Annotated in this window: 14 protein-coding genes; 5 read left to right on the forward strand and 9 right to left on the reverse strand. The window is 58.8% G+C overall.

The window, feature by feature from the left end; genetic code table 11:
* Nucleotides 1-141: 141 nt before the first annotated feature.
* Nucleotides 142-609 (reverse strand): DUF2383 domain-containing protein, encoded by a 468-nt coding sequence (locus tag AB1805_13260; GenBank protein MEW5746393.1) that lies wholly within the window; start codon nucleotides 607-609, stop codon nucleotides 142-144.
* Between the two features lie 284 nt (nucleotides 610-893).
* Between AB1805_13260 and AB1805_13265 the strand changes: the two genes are divergently transcribed.
* From AB1805_13265 to AB1805_13285, 5 genes are all read left to right on the forward strand, one after another.
* Entirely contained in the window at nucleotides 894-1,742 is an 849-nt protein-coding gene (locus AB1805_13265; protein MEW5746394.1) for a TIGR02587 family membrane protein, read from the forward strand.
* Nucleotides 1,743-1,769: 27 nt separating this feature from the next.
* On the forward strand, nucleotides 1,770-2,174 hold the full coding sequence (locus AB1805_13270; GenBank protein MEW5746395.1) for a hypothetical protein: 405 nt from the start codon (nucleotides 1,770-1,772) through the stop codon (nucleotides 2,172-2,174).
* A 21-nt stretch (nucleotides 2,175-2,195) separates the two neighbouring features.
* Entirely contained in the window at nucleotides 2,196-3,869 is a 1,674-nt protein-coding gene (locus AB1805_13275) for an alpha-amylase family glycosyl hydrolase (GenBank protein ID MEW5746396.1), read from the forward strand.
* Nucleotides 3,870-4,020: 151 nt separating this feature from the next.
* Nucleotides 4,021-6,492 carry a DUF3536 domain-containing protein gene (locus tag AB1805_13280; GenBank protein ID MEW5746397.1) on the forward strand — a complete coding sequence of 824 codons (2,472 nt, stop codon included), beginning with the start codon at nucleotides 4,021-4,023 and terminating at the stop codon, nucleotides 6,490-6,492.
* 33 nt (nucleotides 6,493-6,525) lie between these two features.
* Nucleotides 6,526-8,976: a DUF3536 domain-containing protein gene (locus tag AB1805_13285; protein MEW5746398.1), complete on the forward strand. Its 2,451-nt coding sequence runs from the start codon at nucleotides 6,526-6,528 to the stop codon at nucleotides 8,974-8,976.
* A gap of 10 nt (nucleotides 8,977-8,986) precedes the next feature.
* Here AB1805_13285 and AB1805_13290 read toward each other — a convergent pair whose 3' ends face one another.
* From AB1805_13290 to AB1805_13325, 8 genes are all read right to left on the reverse strand, one after another.
* Entirely contained in the window at nucleotides 8,987-11,137 is a 2,151-nt protein-coding gene (locus AB1805_13290; GenBank protein ID MEW5746399.1) for an amylo-alpha-1,6-glucosidase, read from the reverse strand.
* A gap of 4 nt (nucleotides 11,138-11,141) precedes the next feature.
* Nucleotides 11,142-12,206, reverse strand: coding sequence for a glycosyltransferase family 4 protein (locus AB1805_13295; GenBank protein MEW5746400.1), 1,065 nt, complete (start codon nucleotides 12,204-12,206; stop codon nucleotides 11,142-11,144).
* 488 nt (nucleotides 12,207-12,694) lie between these two features.
* On the reverse strand, nucleotides 12,695-13,240 hold the full coding sequence (locus AB1805_13300; GenBank protein ID MEW5746401.1) for a nucleotidyl transferase AbiEii/AbiGii toxin family protein: 546 nt from the start codon (nucleotides 13,238-13,240) through the stop codon (nucleotides 12,695-12,697).
* A complete protein-coding gene (locus AB1805_13305) occupies nucleotides 13,240-14,073 on the reverse strand; it encodes a type IV toxin-antitoxin system AbiEi family antitoxin domain-containing protein (protein ID MEW5746402.1) in 834 nt (277 codons plus the stop codon). The genes AB1805_13300 and AB1805_13305 overlap by 1 nt, the downstream gene beginning before the upstream one ends.
* Before the next feature lie 157 nt (nucleotides 14,074-14,230).
* Nucleotides 14,231-14,380: a DUF559 domain-containing protein gene (locus tag AB1805_13310; GenBank protein MEW5746403.1), complete on the reverse strand. Its 150-nt coding sequence runs from the start codon at nucleotides 14,378-14,380 to the stop codon at nucleotides 14,231-14,233.
* Between the two features lie 143 nt (nucleotides 14,381-14,523).
* Nucleotides 14,524-15,249 (reverse strand): cupin domain-containing protein, encoded by a 726-nt coding sequence (locus AB1805_13315; protein ID MEW5746404.1) that lies wholly within the window; start codon nucleotides 15,247-15,249, stop codon nucleotides 14,524-14,526.
* An 83-nt stretch (nucleotides 15,250-15,332) separates the two neighbouring features.
* A complete protein-coding gene (locus AB1805_13320) occupies nucleotides 15,333-15,728 on the reverse strand; it encodes a RidA family protein (protein MEW5746405.1) in 396 nt (131 codons plus the stop codon).
* A gap of 194 nt (nucleotides 15,729-15,922) precedes the next feature.
* Entirely contained in the window at nucleotides 15,923-16,282 is a 360-nt protein-coding gene (locus AB1805_13325) for a hypothetical protein (protein ID MEW5746406.1), read from the reverse strand.
* Nucleotides 16,283-16,309 lie beyond the last annotated feature (27 nt).

Genomic DNA, 16,309 nt, shown 5'->3' on the forward strand with positions numbered 1-16,309 from the left:
CTCCTCAGTACTAATCTTTCCGACAACTCTGCAGTAATCCTATCATTTCTTGGCGGGCCTTGGCAGGCCTTACCTCCATTAGAAAGCCCCGAAGAGCGGGCTGCTTTTCGGGGCCTCTTTGGCTGCGACCTCTGAGAAGAGCTACTTCGGCGAGACTCCCGCAGCCTCCCAGACGCGGTTGTCTATGGACTGCTCTACGTAATGGAGATGGCGCTGCTCATCCTCGAAGTTGCTCTGGATAAGGGAGATGATGTCCAGGGGCATATCCCACGAACGGGCGTCCCCATACCGCTTGTTGGTCATCTCCTCGGCGCTCTTCAGCGACTTCATCGCGCCCTCAGTACCGGTCATGCTGCGCAGGGCGGTAAAGCCCTCAAGGAGAAATCCCTTGAAGTCCCGCGAGAACTCCGGCGGTTTGCCGCCGAGCCGACTGATGAGGGCCGAGAGATCGGTAACATGCCGCTCGTGGTCGCTCTGGAACTTCGCGATCTGGTCCCGCAGCATCGCGGCCTCGATATGCTCGAGGGCCCTTCCGTACGCATGGAATGCATCGATGTCGAGCTGGCAGAGACTGCTCAACTTCTCGATAATCTCCTTGTCATCCATCATCAAAGCACCTCCTCTTTTTCTCGTTGTTCTCGTTATGATCCCCGATATCGCCTCTCTTTCTATTTAAATTGTAGACCTTTGTTCGAGGGAGTCAAGTTGCTGCCGCGCTGCATGATAACGGCGGCTTTCGTGCTTGACAGGATACCGCCCGGCTTTTATGCTTTACATAGAGAGGCCTCCCTCCCCGGCGTCTACCGTCCTCCGCTGATCGCAATCTCTTCATATACCGCTCCCTCCTGCCGGGATAGCTGCCTGCGCCGGTGTTGAGCGGAGAGTGCAAGCACATGAGCACGAATGAGAGTCCCCAAAAGCAGGACCGGAGCGCCGACAGCCGCTTCCTGATCGACCTCGCCCGCGCTTTCGGCGGAGCGCTCTTCTTCTCCCTGCCGATGCTGATGACCATGGAGATGTGGTGGCTCGGCTTCTATATGGACCGCCTCCGGCTCGCCCTCTTGCTCTTCCTTGCCGTGCCCGTCCTCACCATTCTCTCCTACCACGCCGGCTTCGAGGAGACCTTCCGGTGGCAGGAGGACCTGCAGGACGCCTTCGTAGCTCTTGCCGTGGGATTTGCCTCGGCTGCGGGAATACTCTTCCTCCTGGACATCGTAACGGCCGATACGAGTCTCGACGACGCGATAGGAAAAGTCGGCATCCAGGCTATCCCCGGCAGCATCGGGGCCATGCTGGCGAGAACCCAGCTGGGTGGAGGAAAAGCGCAACCACGGGAGAGGAGGGAGAGCCACCGGTACCTGGGGGAGCTCTTCCTCATGGGTGTCGGAGCCGTGTATCTCGCCCTCAATGTGGCGCCGACGGAGGAGATGCTGCTGCTCTCCTACAAAATGTCCGGCTGGCACACGGTCGCCCTTGCACTGGTATCGATGCTCCTGCTCCATGCCTTTGTCTATGCCGTCGAGTTCCGCGGCCATGCAACGGTCCCGGAGGGCACGCCGCTCTGGAGCGTCTTCCTCCGCTTCACCGTGGTCGGCTATGCCGTGGCCCTCCTGATCAGCCTCTACCTGCTCTGGACCTTCGGGAGGCTGGAGGGCACAGCGGTGTTCGAAACCATCGAAGCAGTGTTCGTGCTCGGCTTTCCCGCAGCACTCGGCGCTGCTGTTGCGCGGCTCGTGCTCTGAGGGAAAGACCGCGAAAAGGGGGGCGTCATGGCGAGTGACAAGGGTCAGCACCAGAGGGAGAGTACACCGTTTTGGGAATGGGTGGTGACCGGTATCGGCATCGTGCTGGTGCTCGGCTCCCTGAGCTTCCTGCTCTACAGAGAGCTCACCGGGGGCGAATCACCGCCGGATATCAGCGTGCAGGCGGGTGCAGTTCACAACGCCTCTACCACCTTTCTCGTTACGTTCCGCGCAATCAACAAGGGAGGCTCGACCGCCTCGAAGCTCAGGATCGAAGGGAGGCTCACTCTGAACGGAAAAACGGTAGAGACGAGCGAGGCGCTCCTCGACTATCTTCCCGCACATTCGGAACGCAAGGGCGGGCTCTTCTTTTCGCACGATCCGCGCCGCTTCGATATCGAGCTGCGGCCCACAGGATACGAAAAACCTTAAAAGAGAGAAGGGAGCTCAAGCGTGGCGGACAAAGCACCAACAGCAGTAACCCGGCCGCTCCCGCAGGGCGCTGTCGACCACGGCGGCGGAACGGTAACGTTCGTCCTCTATGCTCCGGGCAAGAGCTCGGTCCGCCTCGTCGGGAGTTTCAACGGATGGGACCGCGAGGCTGATCCGATGGAAGAGGCTGAAGAGGGCCTCTGGTGGACCGAAAAGCAGCTCTCTTCCGGAACCTACCAGTACCGGTATCTCGTTGACAGCGGCCTGGCGATTTGCGATCCCTATGCCCGCGCCGCGGGTCGGGACCCGGAGAGCGGCGAGCCCTGCTCCGTCCTCATTGCAGGGCAGAGGCCTTACCGGTGGCAGCACGCAACCTGGGACCGCCCGGCATTCAAAGACCTCATCATCTATGAGCTGAACATCAGGGACTTCAGTCCGGAGGGGAACTTCAAGGGAGTGGTCGAACGCTTCGACTATCTGGAAGACCTCGGCATCACTGCTATCGAGCTGATGCCTGTCCTCACTGCAGAAGGCGGCGAGGGATGGGGGTATGACCCTACGGACTTCTTCGCGGTCAACAGCGCCTTCGGCACCGCCGACGAGCTCCGCTCGCTCATCGATACGGCCCACAGCCGCGGCATCGGCGTGGTCCTCGATATCGTCCTCGCCCATACGAGCAGAGGACATCCTTTCGCAAAGCTCTATCCCCTTGAGGAGAGTCCGTGGTACGGTCCCGGCCTCGGCGAGCCGAACCATTTCGGCTTTCCCTCGCTCGACTACACCAAGAGAGCAACTCAGGAATTCGCCCGCGATGTCATCACCTACTGGCTGCAGGAGTTCCGCTTCGACGGGCTGCGGTTCGACTATCTTTACGGAATAGGAGCGAAAGACGGCTGCGGTATCCCCTTCCTGGCGCGCTGCGGGAGGGAGGCAGATCCGGAGGCATGGCTCATTGCGGAGCACAGCCCCGAGAGGCCGAGGCTCATCGTCGAGAGCGGGTTCGACGGTTCCTGGCATGTCATCGCCCGCTATGCCCTCGTGGCGCTCCTCAGGCAGGGGCAGCTCGACGAGCACAACTGGAACGAATTCGAAAAGGTGACCAGTTACTTCGATCCCCGGAGCACCGGTTACGATACCGTCTGGCGGGCCGTAAACTTCCTCGAGAGCCACGATGAAGAACGGATCATCCACGATACGCGCGTGGTCGGCCTTACCGAAGAGGAAGCATACCGCAAGGCGGCGCTCGGGGCGACGGTAATCATGACGCTGCCCGGCGAGCCCATGCTCCTCAACGGGCAGGAGTGGGGAGAGGATACCCAGAAGACGCTCGAACGGAACCCCCTCCACTGGGATAAGCTCGAAACCGATGCGGGCCGGCAGCTCTATGAGCATGTTCGCGCACTCTGCCGCCTGCGAAAGGAATCTCCGGCGCTCCGCTCAGCGAACTACTCGGTGGCGGCGCGGTACAGCGGCCAGAAGACGCTCGTCTACCGCCGCTGGGATGACCGGGGCAACGACGCCCTCGTTGCGGTCAACTTCTCTCCCCGCGAGCAGCCGGTCTTCATTCCCTTTCCCCGTCCCGGAACCTGGCGGGAGGCGCTCACGGGTACGGGCATCACCACGACCGGCGACGTCACCACCTCCCTCGCCCCCTCGAGCGCACGGGTATTCATTTGGGAGAGGCAAGGCGCTTGATCTTCTCTCCTTTTCTGCTACAATTTAAACAGGTGTTATATCTTTTTGTCTGCTATCCGCGGCTTCCAGCTCAGCAATAACCAGGCGACTGTTCCCTGCTGTATGGTCGTACACTCTTTCCTTATTCACTCGATGCGCAGAAGAGGAGGGTATGATGGAGCGCTACATCTGTATTCACGGTCATTTCTACCAGCCGCCGCGCGAAAACCCCTGGCTCGAGACGGTCGAGGTGCAGGATTCGGCGTACCCCTATCATGACTGGAACGAGCGCATCACCGCCGAATGCTATGCCCCGAACGCCGCCTCCCGGCTCCTCGACGGCGAGGGAAGAATCCTCGGCATCGTCAACAACTACTCGAGCATAAGCTATAACTTCGGGCCGACGCTCCTGTCGTGGATGGAAAAGAGCCAGCCCGAGGCGTACCAGAGCATCATCGAATCGGACAGGCTCAGCCGGGAGCGCTTCTCGGGCCACGGCTCGGCCCTCGCGCAGTGCTACAACCATATGATCATGCCCCTCGCCAATACGCGCGACAAACGGACCCAGGTGATATGGGGAATACGGGACTTCAAGAGGCGCTTCGGAAGAGACCCCGAAGGCATGTGGCTGCCCGAGACCGCGGTGGATACCGAGACCCTCGACACTCTCGCCGAGCAGGGCATCGCCTTCACCATCCTCGCCCCGCGCCAGGCGAAGGAGGTGAGGAGACTGGAGAAGAATGCCGAGTGGCAGAGCGTAGAGGGGGGGCGCATCGACCCCACCACCGTCTATCTCTGCAACCTTCCCTCGGGAAGAACGATACACCTCTTTTTCTATGACGGCCCTATATCGCAGGGCATTGCTTTCGAAGGCATGCTGACGAGCGGCGAGGTCTTTGCCGGACGGCTGCTGAGCGCCTTCACCGACGACGGCGCGAGAGACTGGCCCCAACTCGTCCATATCGCGACCGACGGCGAGACCTACGGTCACCACCACCGTTTCGGCGACATGGCGCTGGCGTTCTGCATTCACCATATCGAGTCGAATGACCTCGCCACGATCACTACCTACGGCGAATTCCTGGCGAGCCACCCGCCGACCCACGAGGTCCGCATCTTCGACAACTCCTCCTGGAGCTGCATCCATGGGGTCGAACGGTGGCGGAGCGACTGCGGCTGCAACTCGGGCATGCATGGCGGCTGGCACCAGAAGTGGCGCAGGCCGCTGCGCGAAGCGCTCGACACGGTGCGCGATCAGCTCATTCCCGCCTACCAGCACGAGGCCGCAAAGTATCTCAAGGACCCCTGGGCAGCCCGGGACGACTACATCGATGTCGTCCTCGACCGTTCCGTCGACAACGTCGAGCGGTTCCTGAAAGCGCATGCATCCAAAGAGCTTTCAGCCGAAGAGAAGCGGCGTGTCCTGAAGCTCCTCGAAGCACAGCGCCATGCGATGCTCATGTATACGAGCTGCGGCTGGTTCTTCGACGAGATCTCGGGCATCGAGACGGTCCAGGTCCTGGCCTACGCGGCAAAGGCGATCCAACGTTCCGAGGAGGTCTTCAGTCTCTCCCTCGAGCAGCAGTTCGTCGACGCCCTGAAGCTGGCGCCGAGCAATGTCCTCCCGAGCGGCGCCGAGGTTTACGAACGGTACGTCAAGCCCGCAAAGATCGACCTCTTCAGGATCGCCGCCCACTACGCGATATCGTCGCTCTTCGAGGAGTATCCCGAGTCGATGTGCATCTTCAACCACACGGTGGATACGGGAAATTACGAGAAAGTGAAGACAGGAAAATTCACCCTCGCCGCCGGCAAGGCGCATATCCGGTCGGATTATACCTGGGACGAGGATACGGTCACCTTTGCGGTGCTCCACCTCGGCGACCACAACGTCAACGGAGGGGTGAGGAGCTTCAGGGGTCCCGATGCCTTTGCCGCCATGCAGCAGGAGGTACGTGCCGCGTTCGAGCGGGGCGATGCGACAGAGGTGATCCAGCTCATGGACTCCCACTTCGGGGTCAATAACTTTTCGCTCTGGCATCTCTTCAGGGATGAGCAGAGGAAAGTTATCGATAATATCCTCGAAGCGACCCACTCGGGCATCGAGGCGTCCTACCGCCAAATATACGAGCTCAACAGCCCGGTCATGAACTTCCTCAGCGCCACCAATATCCCGCTCCCCGCACCGATCGTCCTCGCTTCCGGGTATATCGTCAATCTCGATATGAAGCGCCTCTTCAAGACCGGAGAGATCGACCTCGAAAAGCTCGACCGCCTGATCCAGGAGTCGCAGCGGTGGTCGCTCACCCTCGACAAGCCCGGAATCGCCTATACGGTATCCGCCTGGGCGAACACGCTTATGGATACGGTCTCACAGGATGCGGAGAACCTCGATCATTTCGATAAAGCCATAAAAGCACTCAGGGCGATCGAACCTCTCGATCTGGACCTCACGCTCTGGAAGGCGCAGAATACCTTTTACGGGCTCAAGGAGGCGCTGCTCGGCGCCATGCAGGAGAGGGCGAAGGGCGGCGACGAGGCTGCAGAGCGCTGGATCGAGCGCTTCTGCGAACTGAGCAGTCACCTGCGCGTCATGTGCACGCTCGAAAAGGCAGAGCCGTCACCGACGCCGGCTATTGCATAAGCCCGGCATAACGATTTCCGGAAGAGGTGTTCGATGGAGCGCTACCTCTGCATTCACGGTCATTTCTACCAGCCGCCGCGCGAGAACCCCTGGCTCGAGACGGTCGAGGTGCAGGACTCGGCCTATCCCTACCACGACTGGAACGAGCGCATCACCGCCGAATGCTACCGGCCCAATGCCGCTGCCCGGCTCATGAACAAGGCGGGAAAGATCGCCGGCATCTTCAATAACTACGCGCATATGAGCTTCAACTTCGGGCCGACGCTCCTGTCGTGGATGGAGGAGAACGAGCCCGGGACGTACGAGCTTATCATAGCGGCGGACAAGCTCAGCCGGGAGCGCTTCTCGGGCCACGGCTCAGCCCTTGCGCAGATCTACAACCACGTCATCATGCCCCTCGCCGCGCCCCGCGATAAGCGCACCCAGGTGGTGTGGGGCGTCGAAGACTTCCGGAAGCGCTTCGGCCGCGATCCCGAGGGAATGTGGCTCCCCGAGTGCGCCGCCGATTCCGAGACCCTCGATATCCTCGCCGAGCACGGCATCGCCTTCACCATCCTCGCGCCCTGGCAGGGCACCCATATCAGGAGGATAGGCGGCGCCGCGGAGTGGCAGGAGGTCGAGTGGGGAGCGATCGATACCACCATTCCCTACCGCTGCACCCTCCCGTCGGGCAGATCGATAACGCTCTTCTTCTACGAGGGCTCGACCGCCTATGCGATCGCCGGGGCCGGGCTCCTCAAGAGAAGCGATGCGGGCGACGCCTTTGTCGAGCGCCTGACCGGAATATTCAAGCCCGGCAGCGCGCCGGTCCAGCTCGCCCATATCGCAAATGACGGCGAATCCTACGGCCACCACCACAAATTCGGCGACATGGCGCTCGCCTACTGCCTGCACACCATAGAGTCGAAGGGTCTTGCGAAGCTCACCAACTACGCCGAGTTCCTCGAGAAGCACCCGCCGACCCACGAGGTGCGGCTCCGCGAAAATTCCTCCTGGAGCTGTGTCCATGGCGTCGAACGGTGGCGGAGCGACTGCGGCTGCAACTCGGGACAGTTCCCCCGCTGGCACCAGAAGTGGCGGAGACCCCTCCGCGATGCCCTGGACGAGCTGCGCGACGAGCTGATCCCCGCCTACGAGCACGATATGCGGGATTATGTGCGAGACCCCTGGGCGATGCGGGATGCTTACATCGGCTGCATCCTCGACCGCTCGCGGGAAAACGTCGACCGATTCATCAGCCGGCACGCCCTTTGGGCACTCTCCGCCGAAGAAACGACGAGGGTCCTCAAGCTGCTCGAGCTCCAGCGGCATGCGATGGCGATGTATACGAGCTGCGGCTGGTTTTATGATGAGGTTTCGGGGCTCGAGACCGTTCAGGTGATGAAGTATGCCGCGCGGGCGATGCAGCGGGCAGCCGAGCTCTTCGGCTACTCTCTCGAACCGAATTTTATCACCGACCTCGAGAAAGCGCCGAGCAACTACGACGCCCATGCAGCGGAGAGCTACGAGCGCCTGGTCGTCCCTTCGAAAGTGGACCTCTCCCGCGTTACCGCGCACTATGCCATCGCCTCGCTCTTCAAAGAGGCCCCGGAACATATGAAGATTTATAACTTCACCCTCGAGAGCGCCCCCTACCGGAGAATGAAGAGCGGCAAGTTCACCCTCGCCACCGGGATCGTCCATACCGCCGCGGACTTTACCCGGGAGAGGGCGACGAAGTGCTTTGCCGTACTTCACTTCGGCGACCACAGCTTCAAGACCGGCATCCGGGACTTCTCGGCGGGTGACGGCTTCGCCGCTATCAGCGGCAGCATCATTGCTGCCTTCGAGAGGGGCGCGGCGACAGAGGTCATGCGCATCATCGAAAAGCACTTCGGGGCGACGAACTACTCGCTCGCGCACCTCTTCAGGGATGAGCAGAGGAAGATCATCGACCATATCCTCGAGTCGACCCATACCGGCATCGAAGCGGAGTTCAGGGAGATTTACGAGCGGAGCAGCCCGGTGATGAACTTCCTCAGCGCCCTCGAGATCGCCCTGCCCCCGGTAATGCGCGTCGCAGCAGAGCATATCATCAATGTCGATATGAAGAGAGGCCTCTCGGCCGAAGCGGTCGATACCGAACGGCTCGACCGCCTCATAAAAGAGAGCCGGAGATGGGGGATCCCCCTCGATACGGAAGCCCTCTCCTATCTCGTGCCCCGATGGCTGCATGCCGCGATGGAGCGTATCGTTCGTGACTGCGGCCGGAATGGAGACGGACGGGAGGGAGCGATCCTGGAGAACGCCAGTGCCGTGGCCGGCCTCGTGGCGCCGCTCGACCTTGCGATGAACCTCTGGCTGCCCCAGAACAGTTACTTTCTTCTCAGGGAGACCTTCTATCCCGGGATACGGAAGAAAGCGGCAGAAGGAGATCCTGCTGCCCGGCGGAGCGCAGAGGCGTTCGGCAGGCTGGGAAGCTACCTGAATATAGACGTTTCATAAAGGGGCGCGCCTACTTGATGACCAGGACCTCGACATCGCCCGTCTTGCGCACGATCTCGACGCTCACATTGAAGCGGTGCCTCCTGAGCACAACGTCGAGGCTGCCGCTGTTGATCGAGAGCCCTGTCAGCCGGACCTCCTGCAGGAACTCCGGGAGGGTCGGATGCCTGAAGATCACGCGATCGGGCTGCTCGAGAGAGAGCCCGAGGCAGGCCTGGAGCAGCATGAAGACCGTGCCCGCTGCCCAGGCCTGCGGCATGCAGGCGACGGGATAGAGCGTCGGGCCGTCTTCGGGCCGGCGGTGAAACCCGCAGAAGAGCTCCGGCAGCCGGCGCTGGTCGAAATACTTCGAGGCGTCGAAGAGGCTGTTGAATATCTTGAGCAGTGCATCCATCAGGCCGTACCGGGCAAATCCCATCGCGATAAGTGCGTTATCATGCGGCCAGATAGAGCCGTTATGATATGACATGGGATTGTACTTTGCCTCGGTCGATGCCGCCGTCCGGATCCCCCATCCTGAAAAGAAGTCGTCGGAGAGGAGGATATCCGCGAGCCGGTATACCCGCTCGTCCGAAGCGATGCCGGTGAAGATGCAGTGGCCGGCGTTCGAGGTCCGCACCCTGCAGGGCTGCTTCCTGCCGTCGAGCGCGATCGCATAAATGCCGAGATCGTCGAGCCAGAAGGCGCGCTCGAACCGTTCTCTCAGTATCTCGGCATCGGTGGCGAGCGCCCGGGAGAGCCCTTCATCGCCGAGCAGCGTCGCCAGCATCGAGGCCTCGTTCTTTGCGGCATAGACATACCCCTGTACCTCGCAGAGGGCGATCGGTCCCTCAGCCAGTCTGCCGTCGGCATGGAAAACGGAGTCGCTCGAGTCTTTCCACCCCTGGTTGGCGAGGCCCCGCTCGGTGCGCCGGCCGTATTCAACGAATCCGTCGCCGTCAACATCCCCGTGCTCGTTGATCCACCGGAGGGCGTTCTTGATATGCGGCCAGATCTTCCTCACCAGCTCCAGGTCGCCCGTACGGCGGTAGTACGCACCGGCGAGCATTACGAAGAGGGGCGTCGAATCGACGCTGCCGTAGTACCTGCCGAAGGGGATCTCGCCGAGGGCCGCCATTTCGCCGAAGCGCACCTCGTGAATGATCTTGCCCGGCTCGGCATCGTTCTCGGGTTCGAAGGTCTCGGCCTGGTTCGACGCGAGATAGAGGAGCACGTCGCGCGCGACCTGCGGCTCGAACCAGAGGGTCTGGAGGGCGGTGATGATGCCGTCCCTGCCGAAGGCTGCATTGAACCACGGGACCCCGGCATAAGGGTAAATGCCCTGCTGCGTATCGGTCAGCATCATATGGATATCGTCAAGGGAGGTCGAGAACCATGCATTGAACTGCTCGTTGGCAGTGCATACCCTGCAGGCCCTCTCATTCAGCATCTTGTAGCGCTCGTCCGTCAAGGTGAGTGCATGCTTCCAGTAGAGCTCTTCGGTGCGGTCGAACTGGTGGGTGACCTGGAGCAGCTCCCGGCACTTCGGGATCAGGCGGAGCTCGAAGGTCGCTGTGGTGCTGTCTATGGCGACGGGCGGGACCGAAAAGGCGATCCTCGTGGTGCGCGTCCGGTCGTCGAGCCCGCGATAGGAGAGCGTGATATCCTGCCTGCCCATCCGGGGCGGAAGGAGCTCTCCCCGCTGCAGCCGTTTGATGCCCCGCACCTCGAAGATGTCCTCGAAGTCCGCCTCGAAGACGAGGTTCACCCGTACGGTCATGGGGTCGAGCCCGAAATTGATGAAATAGATATTCTCGAAGCAGTTCCCGTCCCAGAGGAATTTCGAGCGGTGCAGGTGGATGGTGTCGCGGGGAATCATCAAGGAGTCGAGCACGATGTCGGGATTGGTGAGGTCTGCCGACAGGATATGGTTATCTTTGCGGATGCCGGAGCTCAGGAAGAGCGGCCGGCGGCCTTCGAGCAGGAGCTCCCACCTGCTCAGGTAGCGGGTCCCTTTATGATAGAGCCCCTGCTCTTCCATGCCGAGCTTGAGAATATCGCCCACCCGGGCGAAGACCCCGAAGGTCTCGTTGTGCTTGAGCGTCAGGGTCTTGAAATCGACGCGGCCCGAGGTGGCGCGGATGTAGTACTCATCGATAACAGTGGTCGTCGTCTCGTTCATGGTATCATGCGATATACGCTATACGGGATGATCCGGTTTCCTGGTGCGTTTCCATCAATCTTTCATAGGCGGCGAGATAATCCAGGGCCATTCGCCGTGCCGAGAACCGCCTCTTGAACTCGCTGCGTACTCTGATCCTGTTCAGGGAGCCGGCCTTCCGCACCGCCTGCACCGCCCCCCGGATATCGTCGAAGATGAACCCGGTGAGCCCGTCCTCGACGATTTCGGGTATGCTCCCGCGCCTGCGCGCGATAACGGGAGTGCCGCATGCCAGCGCCTCGATCACGGCAAGGCCGAAGGGCTCGGGCCAGTCTATGGGGAAGAGGAAGGCGAGGGCATTGCCGAGGAGCTCCTGCTTCTCGCGCTCGCCGACCTCACCCAGGAACTCGATCAGGGGATGGTTCAGGAGGGGACGGATCGCCTCCTTGTAGTACGCTTCATCGGCCTTCCCCACCTTTGCCGCTATCTTCAGGGGAATATCGGCCTGCTTCGCAACTTCTACCGCGAGCTCCAGGCCCTTTTCCGGGGATATGCGTCCTATGAAGACGAGATAGGACCCGGGGCTCTCATTGAGCCGGTAGAGCCCGTTCGGCAGCCCGTGATAAACCGTAGCCTGCCAGTTTGCCCATGAGAGCGGCTTCCGCTGCGCATCGGAGATCGAGATGAGCGGAATATCGCTGAACTCCCGGTAGAGGGGAGCAAGATCGGGGATGTCGAGACGGCCGTGAAGCGTGGTGATAAAGGGAACGCCGATCCTCCGCGCAAGCGAAAAATGGAGATAGTCGGTATGGAAGTGGATGATATCGAAGGTCTCCGCTGCCTTGGCAACCTGTTCGAGCATGAGCATATGGTGGGATATCGGATCGATGCACCGCTGGTCTGTGCGCAGCGACGAGGAACAGATCGGGACCAGCTTCGCCCTTGTCCTCGAATCGCCGCTCGCAAACAGGGTTACTTTATGTCCGAGATCGACGAGCTCTTCGGTAAGATACGATACCACCCGCTCGGTCCCCCCGTAGCCCGAGGGCGGAACCGATTCGTAAAGAGGTGAAACCTGTGCAATCTTCATGGTTTTTTCCTCATTATGCAGTGACTGTTAGAGAGAGTTTATAGACGGTGGGGTGCTTACTAGAGATATAACACAGAAGGTACTTACAGTCAATTTACCGGGACCTGCGGGGTGTAATTAAAAGTGGTGGCAAGTAGCTGTATTCAAGTGTAAAAGGTTAGACTTATAGGAGAAAAAGTCCGCGACCGATAGTGTTATATTTTCGTTTATACTTCTCCGCTACTCGTAAAATATTCCCGCGACCATTTCCAGAAATATATTATAGTGATTATTCCAGTTTAAAAGCGTTATCACCGATCAATAGATCGGTTATTAGAGCCATCACCTGCCCACTTCCATTTCCCGCATGACCATTCAAAGATAGTTTTCGTCCTGACCCTGCTGCATCCTTTGCAGGCCGCCTCCCCTGCATGCATACACGCCCCTCTACACACCTGCCCTGACTGCCGGAAACGGAGCACGGTCCGAGGGCACCGTGTTCCACACCTCTATACTAAAGGGAGTCTTGAAGATAACCAACCGACTTTCAGGCGAAAGGAGAACCGCATGCCAGTAATCGGCTTCATCTGCCCAGACGGCCATCGCGTCACCTTTAAGGAGTGCTTCAACGAATGCCGGCTCTTCATAAGTCTCCCTGCCGGCCGGTGCAAGGCTCTCCCTTTATTGAGGAAAGCCTCCTGTCCACCCGGATGAGGCTCTCGTTCAGTATAGCGCTCGCAAACAATTTCCACCGGCGCATACTCCTCCAGGAGTTTGACGGCATTTGTACAAGCTTCTTGGATGGCCTTTTCCATACTCTCCCCGGTGGGGACATTGCCCACAGCGGAAAAATCGAGGTCTTCGGAGAAGCGGTAATCGCCGAAATAGCATTTCTTGAGAGCAGTGCCGCCCTTGAATATCAAAGTGTCTCGAAGTGCATCAACCCTGCTGATGCCGGCCAGTACCCAGGAAAGAATATAATCCTTTTCGAGGATATCCCAGGAAAGTCCTGTGCGCTTGCGGACCTCCTCAAGTCTGATCCGGAGTGGCTTCACTACGCGACCTTTCCGGGGAGGTTCTCCTGAACCATCCAGCGGTGATTGTAAGGACCCTTCCTCGGGCCGGAGGCGTCGAGCGTGCGGTACCCCTTGGTCCTGAGGGCAGCAAGAGGCTCGAGCTTCGAAGGCTCGATTCCCCGCTGCTCAAGCACCCATCCCAACCGCTTTGCGACAGCCGCGTCGAGCCTGAGGGCATACTTGATAATCCGGTCAAGGTCGAGAGCCGCACCCCTTATTTCAAATGCATGAAGAACTTCGGCGAAGTCTCCGCAGTATCTGGGCATGCTAAGGCCGTCGAGGAGCGTCCTTTCGGGATCGGTTACCATAACTCTGGCCTCATTAACCCAGACCTTCTCCGCACCGAAGAAACGTTCGGGCTTGACCCTGATGAACTGATAGGTGATCCCTGCAACAGGGTACCCGTTTTGAACTTCCTTTGCCTTCTCACCCCTGACACGCGGTATCGAGGTCTCTGTAGTCGTGAGCACAAATACTCGGCGCGGCACTTGCTCTGTCAGGCCGTGGTGATGCAATGCCGACCAGTGGCTGATAGCAGCCGGTTCGACAAGCGCCATGGCGATCTCGAACTCATGGGCAGGGACAACTCCGGGTACTGCAGATGAGAGCGCATAAAGACCCTTGTGCAACCGGACAATCCATCCGGCCCTGGCCATGTAGTGGAGGGACTGGCGTACATAGTCCGCAGACATTCCCACTGCAGGCGCAAATTCCCTGGCTTGCCGGGAAGTGAAAATCCGGTATCCTTCGGCAGCAAGTCTCCGGATAAGCTCAAGGCCGATTCCGGTATGTATGATCTTTTCTGTGCCCATTGTTCGTAATAATCGAACTTTCGCCCAAATTTATAATAGTTATTATAGGGCAATTGTTCGTTTAAGTCAAATAATTGCCCTAAACTTTATAAACTACTGTGGTGGGATGGCGGGGTATTCCATTATTTTTACGCTCACGGCAAAAAGCAAAGCTGGATTATCCTAATGCTGATATTATGCGGTGAACAACAGCATCTAAATTGGTGTGAATATCTGATTCCCAAACGCGAAGCACAATCCATCCTGCTGCGTGCAGTTCGCGGGTACGCTCCCGATCGCGTGCGATATTCCGTTCGATTTTTCTTATCCAGTATTACGATAGGACACCGGATGAGGTTTACTGGACTACACTGTCGCATATGCAGGTAGCAGTATGAACCAGGGCAGCTTATCACTTAAAACTGCTTCCGGCTGTCTAAACAAACCCGGCCACCTCTGTCTACACCTGTATTACTTCTCGGGCTGCATGTGCCCGCCTCGTCTCGATTGCTCCGCGATTGCTTTTGCCTCGGGAGTTGCGAAAGGGAAATAGTCCAGAACGTCATACTCCCATACGTTTGCAGGAAAGATCACGACAAGTTCGGCTACTTCATCTCTCAGGTTTTGAAACGAGTGAGGGACCATCGGGGGGATATTGACGATATAGGGGCCCTCTACGGCAAAGATATTATCTCCCAGGGCATAGAGAATATTGCCTTCGAGCAGTACATGTGCCTCTTCACCCACATGGGTGTGCATTGGCGGGGCGCCTCCCGGAGCAGTGTAGGTGATCCCCACGGTCAGGTTGCGATAGCCGTGTCTCTGCCCCTCCATAACGTGGACGTACTCACCGGGCCCGGGATTAATCACTGTCAGGTCTTTTTTGGGGAGAACAAAATCCTTGATTGACGTCATGGCCGGTGGCTCGAAACGCCCCGGTATCTTTCGCGTTTCCACTGCCCTGTGGGGATGATGTTGAGCATGCAGTGCCTGCCGCTCAGCATCGACGTCTACGATCAATTCGCCGTGCTCAATTCGCTGCCCGGGCTCTGCATCGGATGCGGAATAGGTGACCACCGGTTCAGGCGGCATAGCCGGAGCGTCCTCGGCGCCTCTCATGGCGTGAGTTGGCGCGCAAGCTGCGACTGCCAGCGCAATCCCGATAATGCATACAATGCTTACTACGACTTTGTTCATGGGCTATATCCTCCTCTTTAGGTTATTCATCTCAGGTTTTCTTTTCGAGATCGCTTCCCCTCTTTGCATGGTGCAAAAAGGGTCTACACTTTGGCGATACACTTAATCTCAACCATCAACTCAGGGAATGCCAGACGCTGAATTTGCACGATAGTGCTTGCCACAAGCGGGGTGCCGGAAAAGACCGCCTGCCGGCACTTCACCGCCGCAGCGAAGGCCGCCTCCATATCAGTGACAAAGAGCACCTCATCGACGATGTTGGCCATCGTAGCGCCATACTGTGCGAGCACCTTCTGGACGTTGGCATAGGCTTGGCGCATCTGCATTTCTATATCCCCGGGCCCGACGATAGTGCCTGTGTCGTCATGGCTCACCTGTCCAGAGAGATAGATGGTGTCTCCGACCTTCACTGACTGTGAGTACCCGTACTCTTGCTCCCAAGGCATAGTAAGGCTTTTTGCTTCCTTACTGATCGTCATAAAACACCTCCTACGGGGTTAACCGTGACATAGCTGAACTCACCGGCATCAGCTGGGGCGCGTGGCGCTGTCAGCTCGATGCCGTTGTTAGGCAGCGACGGTATCTCTGCATAGCTTACGCAGGGCGTCCCATGTCGAAGACAGTCTCCCGGAAGGATTTTCCCGTCTCGCATCTCACATTACCTAACCAGTTATTAAACAGCCATCTTATAAGTGCAATTCCGGCTCATGTCATTCCGACTTCCGCACCAAAAGGCCTTCGGCCTTCCGGGTGTTTCTCCCTGTTGCTGCTCGTCCGATTTCCTCTGCTGCTGTCGTTCTGCCCATGCATGCAGAAGTTCACTGCCCAGCTTCCGTAACTCCTCAATTGCACGCTGCTCGGCGTCATCTGCTTTCTCAATGCTCCCATCCTCATTCTCTGCTATCTCTATAATAGACTCTATCCTCGCCCTCAAAATCGGATTGTCCTTAAGCCGCTCATCTATGCTTACGCCTTTCCTCTTACCCCTATCCCTGCCCTCTATTTCATCCATTGTCTTGCCTTTATGTCTCATAACCTTTACCTCCTTACCTAACACTAC

The organism is Nitrospirota bacterium (assembly GCA_040752355.1).
Classification (GTDB): Bacteria; Nitrospirota; Thermodesulfovibrionia; order Thermodesulfovibrionales; family Dissulfurispiraceae; genus JBFMCP01.